This window comes from Stenotrophomonas sp. STEN046, assembly GCF_056759755.1.
Genome location: NZ_JBRRDR010000005.1, coordinates 97,893 through 115,619, shown reverse-complemented (window position 1 = coordinate 115,619; position 17,727 = coordinate 97,893). Strand labels below are relative to the sequence as shown.

Annotated in this window: 20 protein-coding genes; 5 read left to right on the top strand and 15 right to left on the bottom strand. The window is 67.4% G+C overall.

Translation table 11 applies throughout. The annotated features are described in order from the left end of the window. Nucleotides 1-219: 219 nt before the first annotated feature. From ACVOLJ_RS04490 to ACVOLJ_RS04475, 4 genes are read right to left on the bottom strand one after another with little or no spacing between them, the layout of a single operon-like run. Nucleotides 220-597 (bottom strand): DUF2894 domain-containing protein, encoded by a 378-nt coding sequence (locus ACVOLJ_RS04490; protein WP_481563567.1) that lies wholly within the window; start codon nucleotides 595-597, stop codon nucleotides 220-222. Beyond that, on the bottom strand, nucleotides 587-1,225 hold the full coding sequence (locus ACVOLJ_RS04485; protein WP_475279000.1) for an OmpA family protein: 639 nt from the start codon (nucleotides 1,223-1,225) through the stop codon (nucleotides 587-589). Before ACVOLJ_RS04485 ends, ACVOLJ_RS04490 begins: the two co-directional genes overlap by 11 nt. Next, nucleotides 1,222-3,486, bottom strand: a complete 2,265-nt coding sequence (locus ACVOLJ_RS04480; protein ID WP_481563566.1) for a DUF802 domain-containing protein — start codon at nucleotides 3,484-3,486, stop codon at nucleotides 1,222-1,224. Before ACVOLJ_RS04480 ends, ACVOLJ_RS04485 begins: the two co-directional genes overlap by 4 nt. Nucleotides 3,487-3,496: 10 nt before the next feature. Continuing rightward, nucleotides 3,497-4,150, bottom strand: coding sequence for a DUF3348 family protein (locus tag ACVOLJ_RS04475; protein ID WP_475278998.1), 654 nt, complete (start codon nucleotides 4,148-4,150; stop codon nucleotides 3,497-3,499). 144 nt (nucleotides 4,151-4,294) lie between these two features. Between ACVOLJ_RS04475 and ACVOLJ_RS04470 the strand changes: the two genes are divergently transcribed. Beyond that, nucleotides 4,295-5,212, top strand: coding sequence for a M14 family metallopeptidase (locus ACVOLJ_RS04470; protein WP_481563565.1), 918 nt, complete (start codon nucleotides 4,295-4,297; stop codon nucleotides 5,210-5,212). 145 nt (nucleotides 5,213-5,357) lie between these two features. On the opposite strand, the gene ACVOLJ_RS04465 is transcribed toward ACVOLJ_RS04470, so the two are convergent. Next, nucleotides 5,358-6,107, bottom strand: coding sequence for a class I SAM-dependent methyltransferase (locus ACVOLJ_RS04465; RefSeq protein WP_481563564.1), 750 nt, complete (start codon nucleotides 6,105-6,107; stop codon nucleotides 5,358-5,360). Nucleotides 6,108-6,118: 11 nt separating this feature from the next. Further along, nucleotides 6,119-8,224 (bottom strand): TonB-dependent receptor domain-containing protein, encoded by a 2,106-nt coding sequence (locus tag ACVOLJ_RS04460; protein WP_481563563.1) that lies wholly within the window; start codon nucleotides 8,222-8,224, stop codon nucleotides 6,119-6,121. A 219-nt stretch (nucleotides 8,225-8,443) separates the two neighbouring features. On the opposite strand from ACVOLJ_RS04460, the gene ACVOLJ_RS04455 reads away from it, so the two are divergent. Beyond that, a complete protein-coding gene (locus ACVOLJ_RS04455) occupies nucleotides 8,444-9,091 on the top strand; it encodes a hypothetical protein (RefSeq protein WP_481563562.1) in 648 nt (215 codons plus the stop codon). A gap of 14 nt (nucleotides 9,092-9,105) precedes the next feature. Here the strand turns inward: ACVOLJ_RS04455 and ACVOLJ_RS04450 are convergent, their stop codons facing one another. Genes ACVOLJ_RS04450 through ACVOLJ_RS04425 form a run of 6 tightly spaced genes read right to left on the bottom strand, consistent with a single transcriptional unit; the run spans nucleotide 9,106 to nucleotide 14,178 of the window. After that, nucleotides 9,106-9,483 (bottom strand): GNAT family N-acetyltransferase, encoded by a 378-nt coding sequence (locus tag ACVOLJ_RS04450; protein ID WP_481563583.1) that lies wholly within the window; start codon nucleotides 9,481-9,483, stop codon nucleotides 9,106-9,108. 15 nt (nucleotides 9,484-9,498) lie between these two features. Beyond that, nucleotides 9,499-9,645 (bottom strand): hypothetical protein, encoded by a 147-nt coding sequence (locus ACVOLJ_RS04445; RefSeq protein WP_481563561.1) that lies wholly within the window; start codon nucleotides 9,643-9,645, stop codon nucleotides 9,499-9,501. A gap of 37 nt (nucleotides 9,646-9,682) precedes the next feature. Further along, nucleotides 9,683-11,128, bottom strand: a complete 1,446-nt coding sequence (locus tag ACVOLJ_RS04440; protein ID WP_481563560.1) for an efflux transporter outer membrane subunit — start codon at nucleotides 11,126-11,128, stop codon at nucleotides 9,683-9,685. Then, the gene (locus ACVOLJ_RS04435; RefSeq protein WP_481563559.1) at nucleotides 11,125-12,009 is read right to left on the bottom strand and encodes an HlyD family secretion protein; all 885 of its coding nucleotides are present in this window, start codon (nucleotides 12,007-12,009) and stop codon (nucleotides 11,125-11,127) included. Before ACVOLJ_RS04435 ends, ACVOLJ_RS04440 begins: the two co-directional genes overlap by 4 nt. Beyond that, nucleotides 12,006-12,221, bottom strand: coding sequence for a DUF1656 domain-containing protein (locus ACVOLJ_RS04430; protein WP_481563558.1), 216 nt, complete (start codon nucleotides 12,219-12,221; stop codon nucleotides 12,006-12,008). Before ACVOLJ_RS04430 ends, ACVOLJ_RS04435 begins: the two co-directional genes overlap by 4 nt. A gap of 4 nt (nucleotides 12,222-12,225) precedes the next feature. After that, the gene (locus ACVOLJ_RS04425) at nucleotides 12,226-14,178 is read right to left on the bottom strand and encodes an FUSC family protein (protein WP_481563557.1); all 1,953 of its coding nucleotides are present in this window, start codon (nucleotides 14,176-14,178) and stop codon (nucleotides 12,226-12,228) included. 79 nt (nucleotides 14,179-14,257) lie between these two features. On the opposite strand from ACVOLJ_RS04425, the gene ACVOLJ_RS04420 reads away from it, so the two are divergent. After that, nucleotides 14,258-15,079: an AraC family transcriptional regulator gene (locus tag ACVOLJ_RS04420; protein ID WP_481563556.1), complete on the top strand. Its 822-nt coding sequence runs from the start codon at nucleotides 14,258-14,260 to the stop codon at nucleotides 15,077-15,079. On the opposite strand, the gene ACVOLJ_RS04415 is transcribed toward ACVOLJ_RS04420, so the two are convergent. Next, nucleotides 15,046-15,471 (bottom strand): YbbD-related protein, encoded by a 426-nt coding sequence (locus tag ACVOLJ_RS04415; RefSeq protein ID WP_481563555.1) that lies wholly within the window; start codon nucleotides 15,469-15,471, stop codon nucleotides 15,046-15,048. The genes ACVOLJ_RS04420 and ACVOLJ_RS04415 overlap by 34 nt on opposite strands. A gap of 21 nt (nucleotides 15,472-15,492) precedes the next feature. On the opposite strand from ACVOLJ_RS04415, the gene ACVOLJ_RS04410 reads away from it, so the two are divergent. Continuing rightward, complete coding sequence (locus ACVOLJ_RS04410; RefSeq protein ID WP_481563554.1) at nucleotides 15,493-15,849, top strand: hypothetical protein; 357 nt, start codon at nucleotides 15,493-15,495, stop codon at nucleotides 15,847-15,849. 77 nt (nucleotides 15,850-15,926) lie between these two features. Here ACVOLJ_RS04410 and ACVOLJ_RS04405 read toward each other — a convergent pair whose 3' ends face one another. Further along, on the bottom strand, nucleotides 15,927-16,301 hold the full coding sequence (locus tag ACVOLJ_RS04405; protein ID WP_481563553.1) for a hypothetical protein: 375 nt from the start codon (nucleotides 16,299-16,301) through the stop codon (nucleotides 15,927-15,929). 580 nt (nucleotides 16,302-16,881) lie between these two features. Between ACVOLJ_RS04405 and ACVOLJ_RS04400 the strand changes: the two genes are divergently transcribed. Continuing rightward, complete coding sequence (locus tag ACVOLJ_RS04400; RefSeq protein ID WP_475278982.1) at nucleotides 16,882-17,211, top strand: hypothetical protein; 330 nt, start codon at nucleotides 16,882-16,884, stop codon at nucleotides 17,209-17,211. Here the strand turns inward: ACVOLJ_RS04400 and ACVOLJ_RS04395 are convergent. Then, nucleotides 17,205-17,609, bottom strand: a complete 405-nt coding sequence (locus tag ACVOLJ_RS04395; RefSeq protein WP_475279142.1) for a ribonucleotide reductase subunit alpha — start codon at nucleotides 17,607-17,609, stop codon at nucleotides 17,205-17,207. The genes ACVOLJ_RS04400 and ACVOLJ_RS04395 overlap by 7 nt on opposite strands. Nucleotides 17,610-17,727 lie beyond the last annotated feature (118 nt).

Genomic DNA, 17,727 nt, shown 5'->3' with positions numbered 1-17,727 from the left:
GTGGATCAACGTGAAAATGGTGCGCTAGACAGATGACTGTCTGGTGACACCGCTACACGCGTGGCATGCCGACGCATGCACTGGTAGATGCCAACCTTGGTTGGCATGCGCGGCGTCCAATGGACGCTGCGTTGCTTTGTTGCAGGAGCGCCAACCAAGGTTGGCGTCTACCAGAAGCGCGGATCAGGAGCGCCGAACAAGGTCGGCGTCAACGTGCGCTCAACCCGCGTTGCGGGGTTTGCGCGTGCGCTTCGGCTTTGCGCCATCACCGCCACTGGCGGCGCCATCCTGCAGGGCCTGCAGCCACGACAGGGTGTCGACGTAGTCGACGAAGTGGCGCAGGTAGCCGGGGCTGGCGGCCTGCATGGTGTCCAGCATGCGCTGCACCAGCACCGCCGAGTTCAACGGGCCGCCGTCGGCCGGGGCCTCGGTGCGCAGTGTGCGGCGTACCTGCAGTTCACTGCGCAGCTCCGACCACGCGCGTCGCGCGTCGTCCAGCATCGGCACCTGCGGGTAATGCGGCAGCGAGCGTGACCCCGCATCGAGGTCGCGCACCAGGGCACGCAGCCCATCCAGCGCTGGCGGCTTACTTGGCATCCGGCGCCTTCGGCTTTGGAATCGGCGCGATCTCGACGCGGCGGTTGCGCGCGCGGCCACTCTCATCGGCGTTGGAGCTGACCGGTTGTTCGCTGCCGAATGCGGCCGCGAACACTGCATCGGCCGGTACGCCATCTGCGATCAGGGTGCGGGTCACCGTCAGCGAGCGCTGCGCGGACAGCTCCCAGTTGTCGGCGAAGCGCCGGTTGCCTTCGCGCACCGGCGCGTCATCGGTGAAGCCGCTGACCATCAGGATTTCTTCGCGCGTGCCCAGATAGGCGGCCAGCGGTGCGGCGAGGCTGCGTAGCAGCTCCTGGCCTTCGGGCTGCAGCTGGTCCGAGTTGAGTGCGAACAGCACGCTGCCGCTGATGCCGATGCGGCCATCGACCAGGGTGACCCGGCCGGCAGCCAGCGGACCGGCCAGCGCCTGTTCCAAGGTCTGCAGGCGCTTGGCTTCGGCCTGGCGCTGCTTCACTTCCTGGTCCAGCCGCTGCGACAGCTCCAGCTGCACCGCCACCACGCCGACCAGGATCAGCACGAACGCGCCCAGCAGCACCGACATCAGGTCGCCGAAGGCGGCCCAGATCGGGGCGTGCGAACCGCCGTCGACCTCCAGCTCGTCGCTCATGCGCTGCCGGCCTTGCTGCGGCGCGTGGCCAGCTGCTGCAGTTCTTCCATCACCTGCTTCTGTGACAACAGGCTGAGGTCGACCACCTCGCGCGCCTGCGCCACGTAATAGGCCAGTTGCTCATCGCTGCGGGCCAGCGAGGCATCCAGCGCACCGCCGATCTGCTCCAGGCGGCCGGACAGTTCGGTGGACGCGGAACCGAACTGGGCGACCGCCTCGCCGAAGGTGCCGGCCAGCTGGCCGACTTCCCCTGCGCTTCCGTTGAGCGCCGCCGCGATGCCATCCAGCTTGCCGGTCTCGGCGGCGATATGGTCGGTGAAGCGGTTGCCGACGCGTTCCAGCAGTTCGGCCGAACCGCCGACCAGCGCGTCCACTGCGCTGCGCTGTTCGTGCGAGGCGTGATTGATCGCATCCAGCAGGGTCTGCACGGTGGCCAGCAGGCGGCCGCGTTCTTCCAGCATGGCGTTGTCGCGCACCAGGCTCTCGGACAGCGTGCTGCGCAGTTCGTTGATGACGTCGGCAGCGGCCTTGGGTGCGGCGGCGGCCGTCTGCAGCAGGGTGGAAACCTCGGCCAGCGTGGCGCTGGCCTGCATGCGTCCGTTGTCGCCGATGTTCTGTGCGGTCTCGGCCAGCGTGTCGCAGACCTGCTGCTGCTGCGCGGCCAGGCGCTCGCCGTTGGCCTGCAGGCGCTCGGTCAGCGCGCTCGATACGTTCTGCAGCGCTTCGCTCCAGCGTTGCAGGCGCTGTTCGTCACCGGCCTGCAGCTGCGCCTGCAGGGCAGCGTGGGCGTGCTGCAGTTCGGCGCTGACCGCGTCCCAGCGCGCCTGGCGCTGCTGTTCGCGGCTGTCCAGGCTGGCCTGCAGTTCGGCATGCGCGGTTGCGGCGGCAGCCTGTGCGGCCTGCCAATCCTGCGAGCGCTGCTGTTCGTGGTCCTGCAGCAGCGACTGGCTGGCGGCATGGCGTTCGTCCAGTGCCTGCAGCACGGCCTGCGTGCGTTCGTCCAGCTGCTGGCCGGTGGCCTGCAGTGCCTGCTGCTGGCGTTCGACAAGCACAAGGTTGAGCGCATGCTGCTGTTCGGCTGCCGCGCGCCAGGCGTCGGCATTGCCGCTGGCGTCGGCCTGCAGGCGCTCGCCGATGCGCGATACCAGCGTTTCAGCGTGTGCGCTCTGGCCGTCGCTGAAGGCCTGCAGATGCTGGCGCAGGTCGGTCACCAGCGCTTGCTGTGCGCCGGTCTGTTCGGTCACCACCTTGGCCCAGCTGGCTTCGGTGGCCACGCGGCTGCGCTCGAAGCCGTCGGCCAGTCCGGCCAGCTGCAGCTGCACGGCCTGTTCAACCCGTGCGTGCAGCGCCTGGCCGTGGCTGGCCAGGCCGGCCAGGGTGGTTTCCGCCATCGGCTGCAATGCGCCACCAATGGCGGCCGCGCTCGCTTCAGCACCTTCGCGCAACGATTGCTGCAGCGAGGCGGCCAAGCGTTCCTGCAGCACCTGGCTCTGGGTCAGGAATTCGGACTGGCCGGCCAGCAGGCGCTCGTTGGCCGCGGCGCTGTGCTGTTCAAACGCGCGGGTCATTGCCTGCAGGCGATCGACCAGCGCCGGCAGCGCGGCCGACTGTTCCTGCAGCATGCGCAGCGATTCGGCACGTTGCCAGGCCTGCGAATACGGATGCAGCGCGCCGGCGATGGCGCGGTCCAGCTGCTGCACCACCTGCAGGCGATCACGGCGCAGCAGCGCCGACAGCAGGCCCAGCATGGCCGAGCTGGCCACGCCGGCAATCGACGTGCCGAAGGCCACGGCCAGGCCCTGCACCGGCGAGGCCAGCGATCCGCGGATGGCGGCCATGTCGGTGGCGCTCTGCAGCGCAAGCCCGGTGCCGCGCAGGGTATCCATCATGCCCAGCAGGGTGCCGAGCATGCCCAGCAGCACCAGCAGGCCGACCAGGTAGGGGGTCAGCACCGGTCCGGGCAGTGCGGTGCGCTCGCCTTCCACGCGCAGGCGCACGGCATTGCGCAGCGCCACCGGCACCCGCTCCAGCCACGGGGAAAGGGTGTCCGCGGCCAGGGACACATCGCCCAGTGCAGCACGCAGCCCGTTGCTGGCCTGGCGGTAGCGGTACAGCTCCACGCCGCCGGCGATGTAGCAGGCCGCGATGATCGCCGCCACCGCCGCACCCAGCGGGTGCACCGAGACGTACCCGAAGCCGATCCAGCACACGGCCAGCAGGCCGGCAAGGAAAACAAGGACGTGGAAAACGGTTCTGGACATGGTGTTCCGGTCAGTGGGAGCGCAGGGCGGCAAGCAGCCCCTGGATCGGGTGGAAGCGCAGCTGCAGCTCGGCGAGCAGCAGGGTGCGCATGTCATGGCGGAACGACGCGCGCCAGCCCGGCTGGCCGTGCACGCGTTCGAAGCGGGCGCCCAGCACGGCCGGGGCAGTGGCCAGCAGGCTGTGTTCGCGCGGGCTCAGGGTCTGCTCCATCACCGCATCGACCTCGGCCAGCCGCGCCAGCTCGGGCGATGCCAGTACCAGCTGGTCGCGCAGGCGGCCGCGCAGGCGCCCGGTGGCGGTCTGGATGGCCTGCTGCAGCACCCGGTAGCGTTGCCGCAGCGAGGCGAAGTTGGGGGCGGCGGCGGCCTCGGCCAGGTCGAGCAGGCGTTCGGCCTCGGCATCCTCGCTGAGCGAGGCACGCAGGCTGGTTTCGGCCTGGGCACAATCGGCGAGCAGGTCATCCAGCGCTTCAGCGGCCTCGCCAGGCTCGGCCAGGCGGCCATCCAGCGCCCCTGCCAGGGCCACGGCACGGCTCCAGTCCACCCACTGGCCGAGGCGATCGGTCAGGGCGGGACTGGAAGCCGGCATCGCGCCGTCGCTGAGACGGGCGAGCAGACGAAGGAAGTCCGGTCCACCCAGGACCGGCTGCGCTGCGTTCGCCATCAAGGGGGTGGGGGCCAAAAACCGTTGATTTTACAACCAGATGAGCGCGGCCGTATGAAGGGGCGGCCAGGGGGCAGCGCCGATCGGGCCACAGGGCTTAAAATGTCCGGCTGTACCACTGCACCCCGACCCTTGGAGCTTGAGATGACCGTTGCGCAGTTCTACCCGATCGGCACCCCCGGACAGCCCTGGGGCGATGCCGAACGCGCGCAGTGGCGGGCCCGCCAGCAGCGTCAGCGCAGCTACCACGAAGACGTGGTGTCGGCACTGGAACGGCTGGACGAGCGCTTCGACGTGGTGCAGTACGGCCAGCTGGACTACGCGCCTGACCACTACCCGCTGTTTGCGGTGGTGAACCACGAGTGGAACCCGGCGCTGCCGACCGCCCTGGTCACCGGCGGCGTGCACGGTTATGAAACCAGCGGTGTGCATGGCGCCCTGCAGTTCCTGGAACAGCACGCCGAACGCTACCTGGGCCGCTTCAACCTGATCGTGGCGCCGTGCGTCAGCCCCTGGGGCTATGAGCGCATCCAGCGCTGGAACCCGAATGCCATCGACCCCAACCGCAGCTTCCGTGACGGTGGCCTGATCGAGGAAGCCGCCTCGCTGATGCGCTGGGTGGCCGAGCGCAAGGCCAACATCCGCGTCCACCTGGACCTGCACGAGACCACCGACAGCGACCTGCACGAGTTCGATCCGGCGCGCTGCGCCCGCGATGGCAAGCCGTTCGAGCGCGACACCATTCCCGATGGCTTCTATGTGATCGGCAACAGCGAAGACCCGCAGCACGATTTCCAGAAGGCGCTGATTGCCGCCGTAGCGCCGATCACCCACATTGCCCCGGCCGATGCCGAAGGCAATCTGGTGGGCATGCCGCTGCAGTCGCCGGGGGTGGTGTGGGGCGAGTCGCGTTCGATCGGCGCGTGCGCCGGTTTCACCGATGCGCTGTATGCCACCACCACCGAGGTCTACCCGGACAGCCCGAGCACCCACCCGCAGGAATGCAACGACGCGCAGGTGGCGGCAGTGTGTGCAGGCCTGGATTTCGCACTGGCCAACTGATCGGCGAGCTGAACGGCCGGGCCTGTGCTTGGCTGCATCGGCCGGCCGCATGATCAGCCGTCGGTGGTGCACGCGTCGCGGATGGAATAGACCACAGAGAAAATTTTCCAGCCCTCATCACGCCAGCGTGGCTGCGTCGCCGGCCTCAACAGGGCTCGGCCACAATGATGTAGTCGTGGCCGTGCTGCAGCCCGCCCAGTTGCTGCGACAGCGCAAGCGCACGCATCTGCAGGTCGTCCACATGACGCAGCAGCTCCACTGCCAGCCGACGATCGGCCAGCTTGCCCGCGGCGTGGCTGCACATGGCCAGCTGGCTCTGGATGAAGCGCGGGCCATAGGTGATCGGCACCTGCTGCGCGTCAATCACACGGAAGCGTGCGGCCTCCAGGCTGCGCAGCGCCCATTGCAACGGGTACTCGCGGTAGGGGCTGTCGCCGCAAAGCAGCAGGCAGGCATCGCGCAGCCTGCCGATCGCGTTCACCATGGCGCCGGCCGCACCGTCGGGCCGGCCGTGGATGTAGGGCTGCAGTCCGATCATGTACAGCCGTTGCCCCACCAGCGGGCGCAGGCGTTCAAACAGGCGCCCCTGCCAATAGGGCGCAAAGCCCTCGATGGCGCCCAGCAGGTAATCGGCCAGCACGACATCGAAGCACTCGCCCTGCAGCAGGGTGGGGTCCATCCAGTTGCCCACCAGCAGGCGGTCCTGCTCGCGGGGCGGGGCCGTCATCGTGCTGCGCGTCTTTTCTTCCATCTGTGCCGCGCCGGTCACCGCGGTCCAGCGTTGGCTGTTCAGCCCCTGCAGCCACTGCATGGAGGCGGGACCGGTACCGGCGTCCAGCACCGAGTCCCACGGCCGATGGCCGTGGAGCTGGGCGATGCGTTCGTACAACGTCATCGCGTGCGGCCTCAGAACGCGTAGCTGAAGCCGACGGTCACGTTCCGGCCTGGCTGCGGCACCGTGCTGGCCAGGAACGAGGCATGGTTCCAGACCTGTTCGTTCAACAGGTTGCTGCCACGCAGGAATACCCGGCTGTTGCCCACCGACAGGCGGTAGGACACGGTCAGGTTGAGCATGTCGTAGGCCGGCGATTCCACTTCGTAGTCGGCGATATGGGTCTGCCGGTTCACCCGGTACAGTTCCAGCTCGCTGTCGAATGCCCCTATGGCCAGGTTGGCGCGGCCACCGAAGCGTGCAGCGGGAATGCGTGGCACGTTGCCGCCGCCATCGGCGAAGCGCGCACGGGTGCGGTCACCAAACACGGTTACCTTCAGCTGTTCGTTCAACTGCAGGCTTACTTCGGCTTCAACACCGCGGAACTCCACATCGGCCTGGGTGTACTTGATCAGCCGGAAGGCTTCGTGCTGGTCCAGCGTGCGCGCGTAGATGTAGTTGTCCACGTTGTTGGCAAAGGCGCCCACGCTGAAGGTCAGCGGGCCCTCGGTCCTGCGCAGCATCAGCTCGGCGTTCTTCGAGGTTTCCTTGCCGTAGTCGGCGTTGTTGGCCGCGCCGCCGCAGGTCAATGCGCTGGGCAGCAGTCCGCATTCGTAGGTATTGGTGGCCATGTGGATGCCCCGCGCGTACAGCTCCTGCGCGTGTGGCAGGCGCTGCGAGCGCGACAGCGAGAAGGTGAGCGACAGGTCGGGGCGGAACGACCAGATGGCCGCGCCGGAGAACGAGCTTGCGGTGTCGTCGAACTTCGGTCGGTTGCGCGCATCATCGCGCGGGGTATGGGTCAACCATTCGTGGCGCGCGCCCAGTTCGAAGTGCCACTGGTCGTTCACTTCCAGGTGTTCCACCAGGAACAGGCCGGTGGCGCGGGTATCGACCGTCGGCAGGAAGGCTTCCACGCCCTTGGCGGCAAAGGTGGTGTCGCTGTGCTGCACACCGAAGACACCGGTCCAGCCGCCCACTGGCACGTGTTCCAGCTCCACCCGGCTGTCGTAACCCTTGTTGCTGAAGGTGGTGGTCACCTCTTCGCCGTCTACCTCGTCGTGGCTGTAGTCGGTGTGGTTGGCGCGGAATCGGATGCGGCTGATGCCCGCGAACGGATCCGCATATTCACCGCGCAGGTCCACCCGCTTGCTGGTCAGATTGATGGCGGCCACGTGGTCGTGATCGTGGTCATGGCCGTGATCATGGTCGTGCCCGGCTTCGGCGCCATGGTCGTGCGAGCCGCAGTGCAGGGTGCTGCCATGCGGGTGGCAACCCTCGTACTCGTGGCTGTGGCCGGGCAGGCCGTAGTGGTCATCGCGGTAGGAATAGGCCAGGCCGATGTAGCCCTTGTCGGTCACCCAGCTGGCGCCCACGCTGCCGTTCTTCGAGCGGCTGAAGGTGGCATCCACGCGCGATTCGTCCAGGTCCGGCGCGCGATAGTTGTCGGCATCCTTGTAGGAACCTTCGGCATGCAGCACCAGGTTGTTGCCGATCTGGCCGGTGATGGCCGCGGCGGCCACCTGTTCGTCTGCCACGCTGTTGCCGCGCAGCAGCAGGCGACCTTCCAGGCCATTGTCGGGCAGGCGCGAGGGAATCTTGTTGTCCAGCACGTTCACCACGCCACCGATTGCGCCGCCGCCGTAGAGCAGCGTGGCCGGCCCGCGCAGCACCTCGATGCGTTCACCCAGCAGCGGGTCCACGGTTACTGCGTGGTCCGGCGAGATATCCGAAGCGTCCAGTACCGCCGAACTGTCGGACAGCACCTTGACCCGGGGCGCGGTCTGGCCGCGGATGACCGGGCGGCCGGCACCGGCACCGAAGGTATCGGCTCGCACGCCAAGTACGCCGTCGAGCACCTCGCCCAGGGTGCCGCCGCCCTGCTGGATCTTCTCGGCGCTGATGACGCTGACCGGCGAGGCGATCTTGCTGGCGTCTTCCAGCATGCCGGTGACCTGCACAGTGTCCAGCGTGGAGGGCCTGGGTGTGGGGGATTCGGCCCAGGCGGCCTGGGTGGCAAGGCCGGTGGACAGCAGCGCAATGGCGATGCTGGTGGAAAGAGAGGTAGGAGAAGTCGTCATGCGGTTTCCATGGCAGGGAAGAGGTGCCGGCAGTGGCGAGGTCGTCTGGGCGCGCAGCGGCGCCTGGATGGTGAGGCGATGTTATAACATCACATTAACGAATGAGCCAGAGACGATGGTCCCTGTGTCTTCCGGGCCGTAACCGGGCTTCACGGACGGCGAGCGGCGGGCGCGGGAAGATGGAGCGTTCCTGCTCCGCTGCACGAGATGCAACCGCGAATGCTTCAGCAACTGCTTCACCTGGCACCCCTGATCACCGCTGCCATGACCTGTGTGACCGCACTGATCTGGGTGGTCTACCTCAGCGTGTTCCTGCGCAGCTATCGCCGCCAGCAGCGGCCGTCCATCCTGATCACCTCCGGCGCCGGCAAGCACCTGGACGCGCACTGTTTCGTGACCAACCTCGGGCTGGAGCCGGTGTACCTGCTCGATGTGGTGATCGATCTGATCGAACCCGACGGCAACGTGGTGCGAGCGGTCATTCCCGAGCGCACCGAGCACGTCAGCAAGGGGCCGGCGGCCGAGGATGAGGACATCCGCCGCGCGACCAACGTGGGCCCGCTGAGCAGCGGGGGCGAGCGCGATCTGGGCCGGTTCCGCACCCTCATCGAGCGCGCCAGCACCGAGAATCCCGCGATCAAGGCCGGGGTTGCCTTCACCAGCCTGGAGATCACGGTGGTGCTGGTCACTGCCAGCCAGGCTGAACTGTGTGGCGCCTCACGCTGCTATCGCATTGAACACCCGGCCGCAGGCGAGCCGCGGCTGCATGCACGCACCATCAAGGCGCGGCAGCTGCAGGGCTACTTCGCACGGCGCAACCTGTCGGGGTTGCTGACGGCACAATTGCGCGCCGGGGCCGAGGGTTAAGCCCGCGCGCGTGCCTATGCTGTGGCGGCCGGCAGGAACAGGTACCAGTACAGCGCGACGTCGGCGCTGACATCGCCGGGCAACTGGCTGTACAGGAAGCGGTCCGAACCGCCCAGTACGAAGCCGCAGCGGGCATAGAAGCGGCACGCCGCCACATTGGATGACTGCGTTTCCAGGCGGATCGCGCGCAGCTTCAACGCTGTCGCCCACGCCACCGCGCTGTCCATGAGTTGTGCGGCCACACCCGCGCGACGGCAGCGCCGCGACACCGCAATGTCGTCGATGCTCGCGCAGCCGTTCCAGCTCACCGTGGCCAGCAGGTAACCGGCGAGCTCCTCGCCGTGCCATGCAGCCAGCAGCAACCGCTCCGGGTCGGCTGCGGCATCACTCAGCGACGTATCGCTGTCCTAGCGCTTGGTGCGTGGCGCCACGGCTTCCACGCGGGGCATTCCCGGGCCGTCGAACGGTGGCACCGCCGCCTCGGCGATCTCGAAGGAGAAGTCCGCAGCGGCCAACGCCTGCGCGGAAATGCTGTCAACGCGTTCGATCCGCATGCAGGCTCCGGCCCTGGGCGTCCATCATCGGCAGCTACTATCTCAGCCTGCTGGCCGCGCCTGCAATCGTGTCCGCGTCGGTCCAGCCGCCGCCCAAGGCGAGGAACACATCCACCTGCCGATCCACCTGTTGCGAACGCGACGCGGCCAGTGCCGACTCAGCGTCTGCAAGGGCAGCCTCGGCAGCAAGCACATCGATGAAGCCGACCCTGCCGAAGCGATACAGCTGCCCGGCCTGACCGCTTGCGCGCGCTGCATCATCGCGGGCCAGGGCCAGGCTGTGCTCGCGCTCGATCTCCTGCGAATAGGCCGACAGTGCGGTTTCGGTCTGCCGCAGCGCGTCCAGTACCGCGCCATCGAACGCGGCCAGTGCGGCATCGGCAGCAGCACCGGCAGCATCGATGCGCGCCCTGGCCATCCGCCGGTCCGGCCAGCGCCACGACAGCAGTGGCCCGATGCTGGCGCCCACGCTGTTGCTGGACAGCAGGTGCCTGAACGCGTTCGCCATCCCCGCCGATGCGCCGATGCTCACCTGCGGATAGAGACCCGCCGTTTCCACGCCGATGGTGGCGGTGGCGGCCGCAAGCGTGCGCTCGGCCGCGCGCAGGTCGGGGCGTCGCTGCAGCAGGTGCCAGCCATCGCCCACCGGAATGGCGTGCTGCAGGTGCGGGGGCTGCGGGCACTCCGCCACGTCCTGCGGGTAGTTGGCAGGGGCACGGCCCATCAGCGCGGCCAACTCGAACAGGGCAGCCTGCCGCTCTGCCAGCAGGCGTGGCACGGCTGCCGCACTACGGTTGACCGCTGCACGGGCCCGGCTCACGTCGAAGTCCGTACCGCGGCCACCGGCCGCCAGCCGCACCGTGGCATCCAGGGTGGCGCGCTGCGTGCCCAGCACCCGCCGCGTTGCCGCCAGGGTGTCGTTGCTCGAACAGATGTCCACGTAGGCGCGGGTAACGGCGGCGGCAACCACCACCCGTACCTGGTCGCGCGCTGCCGCTACGGCCTCTGCATCCGCGCTGGCCGCTTCGATACCGCGGCGGATGCCGCCGGCCAGATCCAACGGGTAGGACAGCTGGATGCCCAGGGCATACACCTGCGGCGAGGCCGAAGGCTGGGTGTAGCCACCGGCATGGGTCAGCGTGCCCGATGCACTGACCTCGGTACTCGGTGCGCCTTGCGCCCGGTACTGCAGCACCACCGCTGACGCGCGGCGCAGGTTGGCGTCAGCGGCGCGTAGATCGGTGTTGGCGCGCAGTGCTTCTGTCACGTACGCATCCAGTCGCGGGTCGTCATACAGCTGCCACCAGCGGTCTGCGGGTTCGGCCTGCGTATACGCCGCAGACTGGCTGGAAACGAAGGCGCGCCCAGCCTCGGGCGCTGCGGCCATCGCGTTGGCGGGCAGATGATAGTCCGGGCCGGAAACACAGCCGGCCAGCGACAGTGCCAGCGTGGCCGCAGCCACGCGGCAAGGCGTGCTGATCATTCACAGGCCCCCGGCGTACGCGGCACAAGGGTAACGCTGGCAGTGCGGCCGACGATGAGGCGGGTCTGTGGCGAGGCATCATCGATGCGGATGCGCACCGGGATGCGTTGCGCCAGACGCACCCACGAATAAGTGGGGGTAACCGCCGGCAGCAGGTTGTGGGTGCTCGACCGCTGGTCATCGGCAATGCCTGCGGCGATGCTCTCCACATGCCCGTGCACTTCGCGGTCATCGCCCATCAGCCGTGCAATGGCGGCATCGCCTTCGTTGATGCAGTTGAGCTTGGTTTCCTCGAAGTAGCCTTCGATGCGCAGGCTGCCGGTATCGACCAGCGCCATGGCCTGCGCCCCCGGTTGCAGGAAATCACCCGCGTGCAGGTCCAGGTTGGTCACGACGCCATCGGTGCTGGCGCGCACTTCGGTACGTTGCACGTTCAACAGCGCCACGCGTCGTTCGGCGCGGGCCTGGGCCAGGCTGGCCAGTTCCGTTTGCACCTTTGCCATATTGCGTTCGCGGGTTTCCGAAGCGACCAGGTTGCCCAGTGCACCGTCGCGTTCTGATTCGCGGCGGGCCAGCGTGAGCGCGGCCTGCGCGCTGCTCACGGCGGCATCGGCCTTGTCCAGTGCGGCGGAAAACCGCGGCTGGTCCAGTACCAGCAGCAGCTGCCCGGCAGTGACGTGCTGGTTGTCACGCACCAGCACCTGGGTCACCAACCCACCCATGTCCGAAGCGATCCGCACTACGTCCGCGCGCACCCGCCCATCGCGCGTCCAGGGTTGCTTCTCGTAACGGTTCCAGATGGACAGGGCCGCGATACTGGCGATGGCGAACAGGCAGAGCGTTGCGCTCCAGCGTCCAATGACGGCAAGCAGGTGTTTCATTGCAGTTTCTCTAGCAGGGGCACAAGCCGGATCAGCAGCTCGGCGAAGATCACAAACAGCGACAGACCTACCAACGGGCGATAGGCGAACAGGCGATACAGGCCCAGGTTGGCCAGCAGGCGCGATACCAGCATCGACAGCACCAGTGCGATGAGCGCCAGCGCCAGCAGGCCGGGAATGAAGACGCCATCGATGGAAAGATCGGAGAGCATCGCTTCAGCTCCCCTGCGCAGACTGCGGCGCGAAGAGATCGCGGCGCAGGTCGGAAAGCACGCGCAGCAGCTGCTGCGACGCCGGCGATGCATCGCCAGCAAGCGCCATGCGCGCATCTTCAATGGCCCTCTGAAGCAATGCGCACGGCTCGCGGCGCGGCGTGGCAGGGTTGCCGACGTGGCTGGTGGCGCCGTCCAGCAATACGGCAAGGCAGCCCGCATCACCGACCGTGATCTCTTTCGCCAGCCTGCGCAATTCGGCCAGGTCACTGGCGGCGCGCATATCGGCAAACAGTGTGCGCAGCGTCTTCGCCGCTTCCGGGTCACCGCGCAGGCGTGGCGCCAGCAGCCCCAGCCGGTCAACCATGCGGCTGGTCCATTCGTCGCCATCACGGATCTTGCCGGCGGCGCGGCGCCCGATATCGCGCCGGGTCAGCTGCAGCAGGCGCATGCGGCTGCGGCGCGCATCCAGTGTCTGCAACAGCAGCATGCTGCACAGCGCTGCTGCAGTACCCACGAAAAGCGCCACGCTGCTGTTGAGTGCACCGACGATGTTGGTTGCGTTTGTTGCACCCAGCCCTGCGATGAGCGGGAACGTAAGCACCACACCCAGCGCAGCCATGATGAACGGCGGCCGCGCCAGGAACGAGCCGCAGACCAGCAATGCCGGCGCCAGTGCCAGCGCCAGACCAGTGAAATCGGACAGGCCGGGCAGGATCAGCAGCCCGTAGATCAGCCCGACCGCTACGCCGATGCACGACCCCAGCAGGTAGCGCATCACATGCCCGGCAGGGGCTTCGGTGGTGCCGAACAGCACGCACGCGGTACCGATGATCGACACCGCCGTTGCGCCATCGGACCACGCGGTGGCGATCCACAACCCACAGCTCAGCACGATGCCGATGAAGGCGCCCAGCGCGCTGCGCAGGGCCAGCCGATGATCGCGGTGCAGCACATGGCCCCTGGCCTTGTTCGCAAGATGCGCTGGAACCTGCCTGCGCCAGTCCGGGCGCGGCTGCCGCAACAGGGCCTGCAGCAGGCGGCAATCGCGGTGGGCGGCATGCAGTAGGGCCAGGTCCGAGCGGACGCCGGCCTGCAGCAGCTCACGCCACGCAGGGGAGGGGCCTGCCGATGGCGTGCGCAGCGCGGTCAGCGCATCGTCCACCGCGCTGGACAGCATCAGCACATCCAGCATCCTGTCGTGCAGCGCCCGCAGCATCTGTGCCTGCGCTGCGCCATCGGCGCTGTCGAACGGCAGATGGATGGACAGCGTGTGCAGCTCCAGCAGGTCCGCTGCAACCCTGGAGCGATCCTCCGCCAGGACGCTGTCCCTGGCCCCGGCCTGCATGTCGTGGGTCCAGCGTTCGGCATCGGCCAGGATCGAGGCCACACGTGCCTGCATGCGCTGCGAAACCCGGCGCGGCAGCACCAGCGCATGCACCAGCGTGGCGGCGAAGATGCCAATGGAGATTTCCTGCACGCGGGTGATGGCGATGGTGAAAACCGCATCGGGCGTCATCACCGCAGGGAACCCGATCAGGCTGGTGGTGTACCCGGCCAACAGGAAGGCGTACGCGCGCGGGGTGCGGTCGAGCATGGCCATGTACAGGCACAGCGCCATCCAGGCGGCCAACACCGTGCTGAGCACCAGCGGCGCATTGGCGAAGTTCGGCACCAGCGCCACCGTGGCGAGCGCACCGCCAACGGTGCCCAGCAGGCGGAACAGCCCCCGGCTGAGCGTCGCGCCGGACAGCGGTTGCGATACCAGGTAGACCGTTCCGATGACCCAGAACGGCCGAGTCAGGCCGATGCGCAGCGACAGGTACAGGCCGACAATCGCGGCGAGCAGGCACTTGGCCGAGAACAGCACGGCCTCCTGGTCGGTCCGCAAGGCGGGCAATTTCAGCAACGCCAGGGCGCGTGCGGGAATGGGGCGGGGAGGGGCCGGTGTCTGCATCGGCCCATCGTATTCAGCAGGGCGGTACGCCGGATTTCGTTAGAATGTCAGCCTATCGCTAAAACCGGTCAATTTGAGAATGACTCGCATTGCGTTGCCGGGCTTTGATCTGGACCCGGATGCCAGCGATCGGCCCGCCGTGGCGAGCCGGCTGCAGGTGGCCGACCACGATGCCGAGATACCGGTGCACGACCACCGCAAGGGGCAGTTGATCCTGGCGCTGCACGGCGCGGTGACCTGCGAGGTGGCCAACGCATTGTGGATCGTGCCGCCGCAGTGCGGCGTGTGGATTCCCGGCAGCATGCCGCACAGCAACCGCGCTACCGCCAACGCGCGGCTGTGCTACCTGTTCGTGGAACCGGGCAGCGTGGCCCTGCCGCCGCAGTGCGTGACGCTGACCATCTCGCCGATGCTGCGCGAAATGATCCTGCACCTGGCCGATGGGCCGCAGGACTACCCGCGCGGAGGGCACACCGAGCGACTGGTGCGCGTGCTGCTGGACGAGCTGGTGCAGATGCCGGCCGAGCAGGTGTACCTGCCGGTAAGCAACCACCCCAGGATCCGTGCGTTGGCGGACGCGCTGTCGGTCAATCCGGCCGACCGCAGCACCATCAGCCAATGGGCCAGGCGGCTGGCGCTGGGCGAACGCACGCTGACGCGCCTGATCGAACGCGAAACCGGATTGTCGTTTGGCCGTTGGCGGCAGCAGCTGCATCTGCTGGTCGCCATTCGCGAGCTGGCAGCCGGCATGCCGGTGCAACGGGTTTCCGAACTGCTCGGCTACGAATCGGTGACGGCATTCATCACCATGTTCAAGAAAGCGCTGGGGCAATCGCCTACGCGGTATTTTGCGGCGCGGTTGCGGAATCAGGATGCTGAAGTACGCCAGAAAAGCACGTGATCGCCGGTTCTGCTTGTTGCGACGAAGACCGCTCTGTCCAATTCCGTTCCGCAACGGAAGAAGGTGTAGGAGCGCTCCAGCGCAGCCTCGCTTGGCCACCAGGTTCGATTGAATATTGCCGGGCGGGTCGCGCTGTGATCGACGGGCCGGCAACCGGGCGGCAACACCAGCTGACTGCTGCGTGGCTTGCGGAAGGCCAGCGCGCTCAGGTTCGTATCGAGGTCGTGCACCTCACGCAGGTCGATCGCCTCGTCGGGCACCCACGCCGGAATCCAGCCCTTGGCAATCATTTCGGCCTCGACTGCTTCCTGCTTCGTGGCGAAGGCGCTGTCCATCACCAGGTCGCAGGAGGTGATCATTGTAGTGAGAGCGAAGATAATGGCCAGCCTCATGCTGTGTCTGGCAATCTGCAGATGAAAGTGATCGTTGCTGCTTTCACGGGAATGGTCCTGGTATCCGGATGTGCGATGTCGGGCGGCGATATGATTATCCGCGTTTCGGGAAAAATACGTCCATCCAGTCAACGGTACGCGCTTGGTCCGGTATGCGAGTTGAGCATGCTGGACGAAGGCGGACGTGTTGTTTCGTCGAAACCCGTTGCTGGCCAGTTCTCGGTGGCAATGATGGTCGTTGCAGCACGGCAACCGGCGCGCCATCACTTGACTGTGCATTGCAATGACGGCCGCGTGTTTGACGCTCAGTCGGTTCAGATCAGCAGCCGGCGCGACTACCCACGCGCGTTCGACATGGGCGAGCTTCCCGAGCGTTGACCGGGACCGGCGTGACGTCGGCCTCTGCCCATGGTTGTTGGTGGAGCCGCGGGGGCGGCTCCAGATCCGGGACGCGCTCACACCGCCGGCCGCATCCGCGCGCTCACCTGGTCGGTCAATGCCAGGCAGGCCATCATCAGGCCTTCCATCACGCGATCGCCCAGATAATCCGCGTCCGGGCCGTTCTGCCGGATGCGCTCGCACGCCAGCACCATTTCCTGGGTGATGCGCAGGCCAGCCAGCGCGCAATCGGCGTCGGCCAGCGCGATCATCCGGCCCTGCTGCTGCAGCCGCTCGGGCCACGGCTGGCCGTCGGCGGCCGCACCACTGCCGATGCGGTGCAGGGTGGCGATGAAGCCGGGCGGGGCGAGCGGGGAGGCATCTTCAGGCGCGTCATCGGCGTTGGCCGGGATACGGCTTGCGTGCAGATGGGAATGATCAGATCCGTTCATGGCAAGGCTCCGTGCAGTGCAATCGGTAGCCGCCACGCAGAAGGTGGCGGACGGTACGTGGTTCGAATCCGGGTTGACCTCAAGCCGGCGGGCGCGAACGCCCCCACGCACCGCCCGCCATAGCCGGCAGACGGATTGCCGACCGGCGCCACGGAATGTGGACGCCGGCCGGCAAGCGCAATCACTCAAGGTCAACACGGGGATTCGAAGCCCGGCCACCCTTTTCCGGTGGCACGCCATCTGAGCCCGCGTCGCTGTGCAATGCCAATCAGAAGAGTTGCAAACATCGTTTGATTGAAGACGCTTTCGACATTGTCGCCCGCTGTTAAGTACCGGCAGCGCTGGCTGGCGCTGTGGCCCGCCCTTGCCGAGCAATCTGCGACAGGTGTCGCGGTCGGGGGAGGAGCGCGCGCAGTGGGGGTGGTCCGATGACGACAGTCTGTCGGTAGCGCCGGGCCATGCCCGGCGGGCACGGAATATGGCGGGCATGGTCCGGCGCTACCGATTCCGTCCTTCCTTGACGTTACCGGCCACCAAGCGCAGGCTTGCCCAGCATGCTTCCTAAACAGAAGGGAGACTTATGACAGCAACTGCTTCCCTGCACCCCGCGCCGGACACCCCAGGCCGTACGCGCCTGTGGAATGTGTTCTGGTTGCAGGGCGTCATTCCCAGCAACATTCTGTGGGCCGTTGCCCTGTGGGGCCTGGCCAACCAGCGCACCACGCTGGTGCTGGCACTGTTCGCCGTGCTGCTGCTCTATACCGGCTGGATCATCCCGGCGGTCTGGCGGGCGGCGCCCACCGCGCGCACCCCCAACCTGGGTGTTGCCGCACGTGGGCTGACCGTGGCCTGGGGCCTGAACACCGTGCTGGTCATCTTCTTCCTGACCCTGCAGCTGGTGGCTCAATAGAACTGGATCGGCTCGCCGCTGCGGTCGAAGGCGGCGAACCGGCCAATCTGGCCGTCGTTGATGGCATTGACCATCAGCCGCAGTGGCCGGGTGGCTTCGTCGGTGGTGGGGGCAAAGCCCGCGCGGCCGTCCATCGCGGCCACGAACACCATGTCCCATTCCACCCCGGTGGTGGTGGATTCGCTGGCCAGTGCCTGGAAGCTGGGCACTTCGGCCGGCAGCTTGTCTACGCACAGCACCGGCGACAGGGTGCCGCCCTCGCGCTGTTCATGCCGCTGCTGCTGGTCGGCGGTAGGCGATTCGGGCAGGTCGGCACGGGCGAACACGAACAGCAGGCGTTGCGGTTCGGTCTGTTCACCGGCGGCCTGCAGCAATTGCTGGAAATCGTTCATCATCATGATGGCTGTCACACGCACGCTGCACGGAAAGCCGCATGCTGCCACAACGCCCGGGTGAGGTGGCTGGCGCCGATTGATTTAAGTCATCCCGCTGGCAAAGGCCACCGCGTAGTCTGGC

What these genes read in the sequence shown, in the direction of transcription:
- ACVOLJ_RS04490 (WP_481563567.1), bottom strand. Translation starts at nt 597, where the DNA reads ATGCCAAGTAAGCCGCCAGCGCTGGATGGGCTGCGTGCCCTGGTGCGC.
- ACVOLJ_RS04485 (WP_475279000.1), bottom strand. Translation starts at nt 1,225, where the DNA reads ATGAGCGACGAGCTGGAGGTCGACGGCGGTTCGCACGCCCCGATCTGG.
- ACVOLJ_RS04480 (WP_481563566.1), bottom strand. Translation starts at nt 3,486, where the DNA reads ATGTCCAGAACCGTTTTCCACGTCCTTGTTTTCCTTGCCGGCCTGCTG.
- ACVOLJ_RS04475 (WP_475278998.1), bottom strand. Translation starts at nt 4,150, where the DNA reads ATGGCGAACGCAGCGCAGCCGGTCCTGGGTGGACCGGACTTCCTTCGT.
- ACVOLJ_RS04470 (WP_481563565.1), top strand. Translation starts at nt 4,295, where the DNA reads ATGACCGTTGCGCAGTTCTACCCGATCGGCACCCCCGGACAGCCCTGG.
- ACVOLJ_RS04465 (WP_481563564.1), bottom strand. Translation starts at nt 6,107, where the DNA reads ATGACGTTGTACGAACGCATCGCCCAGCTCCACGGCCATCGGCCGTGG.
- ACVOLJ_RS04460 (WP_481563563.1), bottom strand. Translation starts at nt 8,224, where the DNA reads ATGACGACTTCTCCTACCTCTCTTTCCACCAGCATCGCCATTGCGCTG.
- ACVOLJ_RS04455 (WP_481563562.1), top strand. Translation starts at nt 8,444, where the DNA reads ATGCTTCAGCAACTGCTTCACCTGGCACCCCTGATCACCGCTGCCATG.
- ACVOLJ_RS04445 (WP_481563561.1), bottom strand. Translation starts at nt 9,645, where the DNA reads ATGCGGATCGAACGCGTTGACAGCATTTCCGCGCAGGCGTTGGCCGCT.
- ACVOLJ_RS04440 (WP_481563560.1), bottom strand. Translation starts at nt 11,128, where the DNA reads ATGATCAGCACGCCTTGCCGCGTGGCTGCGGCCACGCTGGCACTGTCG.
- ACVOLJ_RS04435 (WP_481563559.1), bottom strand. Translation starts at nt 12,009, where the DNA reads ATGAAACACCTGCTTGCCGTCATTGGACGCTGGAGCGCAACGCTCTGC.
- ACVOLJ_RS04430 (WP_481563558.1), bottom strand. Translation starts at nt 12,221, where the DNA reads ATGCTCTCCGATCTTTCCATCGATGGCGTCTTCATTCCCGGCCTGCTG.
- ACVOLJ_RS04425 (WP_481563557.1), bottom strand. Translation starts at nt 14,178, where the DNA reads ATGCAGACACCGGCCCCTCCCCGCCCCATTCCCGCACGCGCCCTGGCG.
- ACVOLJ_RS04420 (WP_481563556.1), top strand. Translation starts at nt 14,258, where the DNA reads ATGACTCGCATTGCGTTGCCGGGCTTTGATCTGGACCCGGATGCCAGC.
- ACVOLJ_RS04415 (WP_481563555.1), bottom strand. Translation starts at nt 15,471, where the DNA reads ATGAGGCTGGCCATTATCTTCGCTCTCACTACAATGATCACCTCCTGC.
- ACVOLJ_RS04410 (WP_481563554.1), top strand. Translation starts at nt 15,493, where the DNA reads ATGAAAGTGATCGTTGCTGCTTTCACGGGAATGGTCCTGGTATCCGGA.
- ACVOLJ_RS04405 (WP_481563553.1), bottom strand. Translation starts at nt 16,301, where the DNA reads ATGAACGGATCTGATCATTCCCATCTGCACGCAAGCCGTATCCCGGCC.
- ACVOLJ_RS04400 (WP_475278982.1), top strand. Translation starts at nt 16,882, where the DNA reads ATGACAGCAACTGCTTCCCTGCACCCCGCGCCGGACACCCCAGGCCGT.
- ACVOLJ_RS04395 (WP_475279142.1), bottom strand. Translation starts at nt 17,609, where the DNA reads ATGATGATGAACGATTTCCAGCAATTGCTGCAGGCCGCCGGTGAACAG.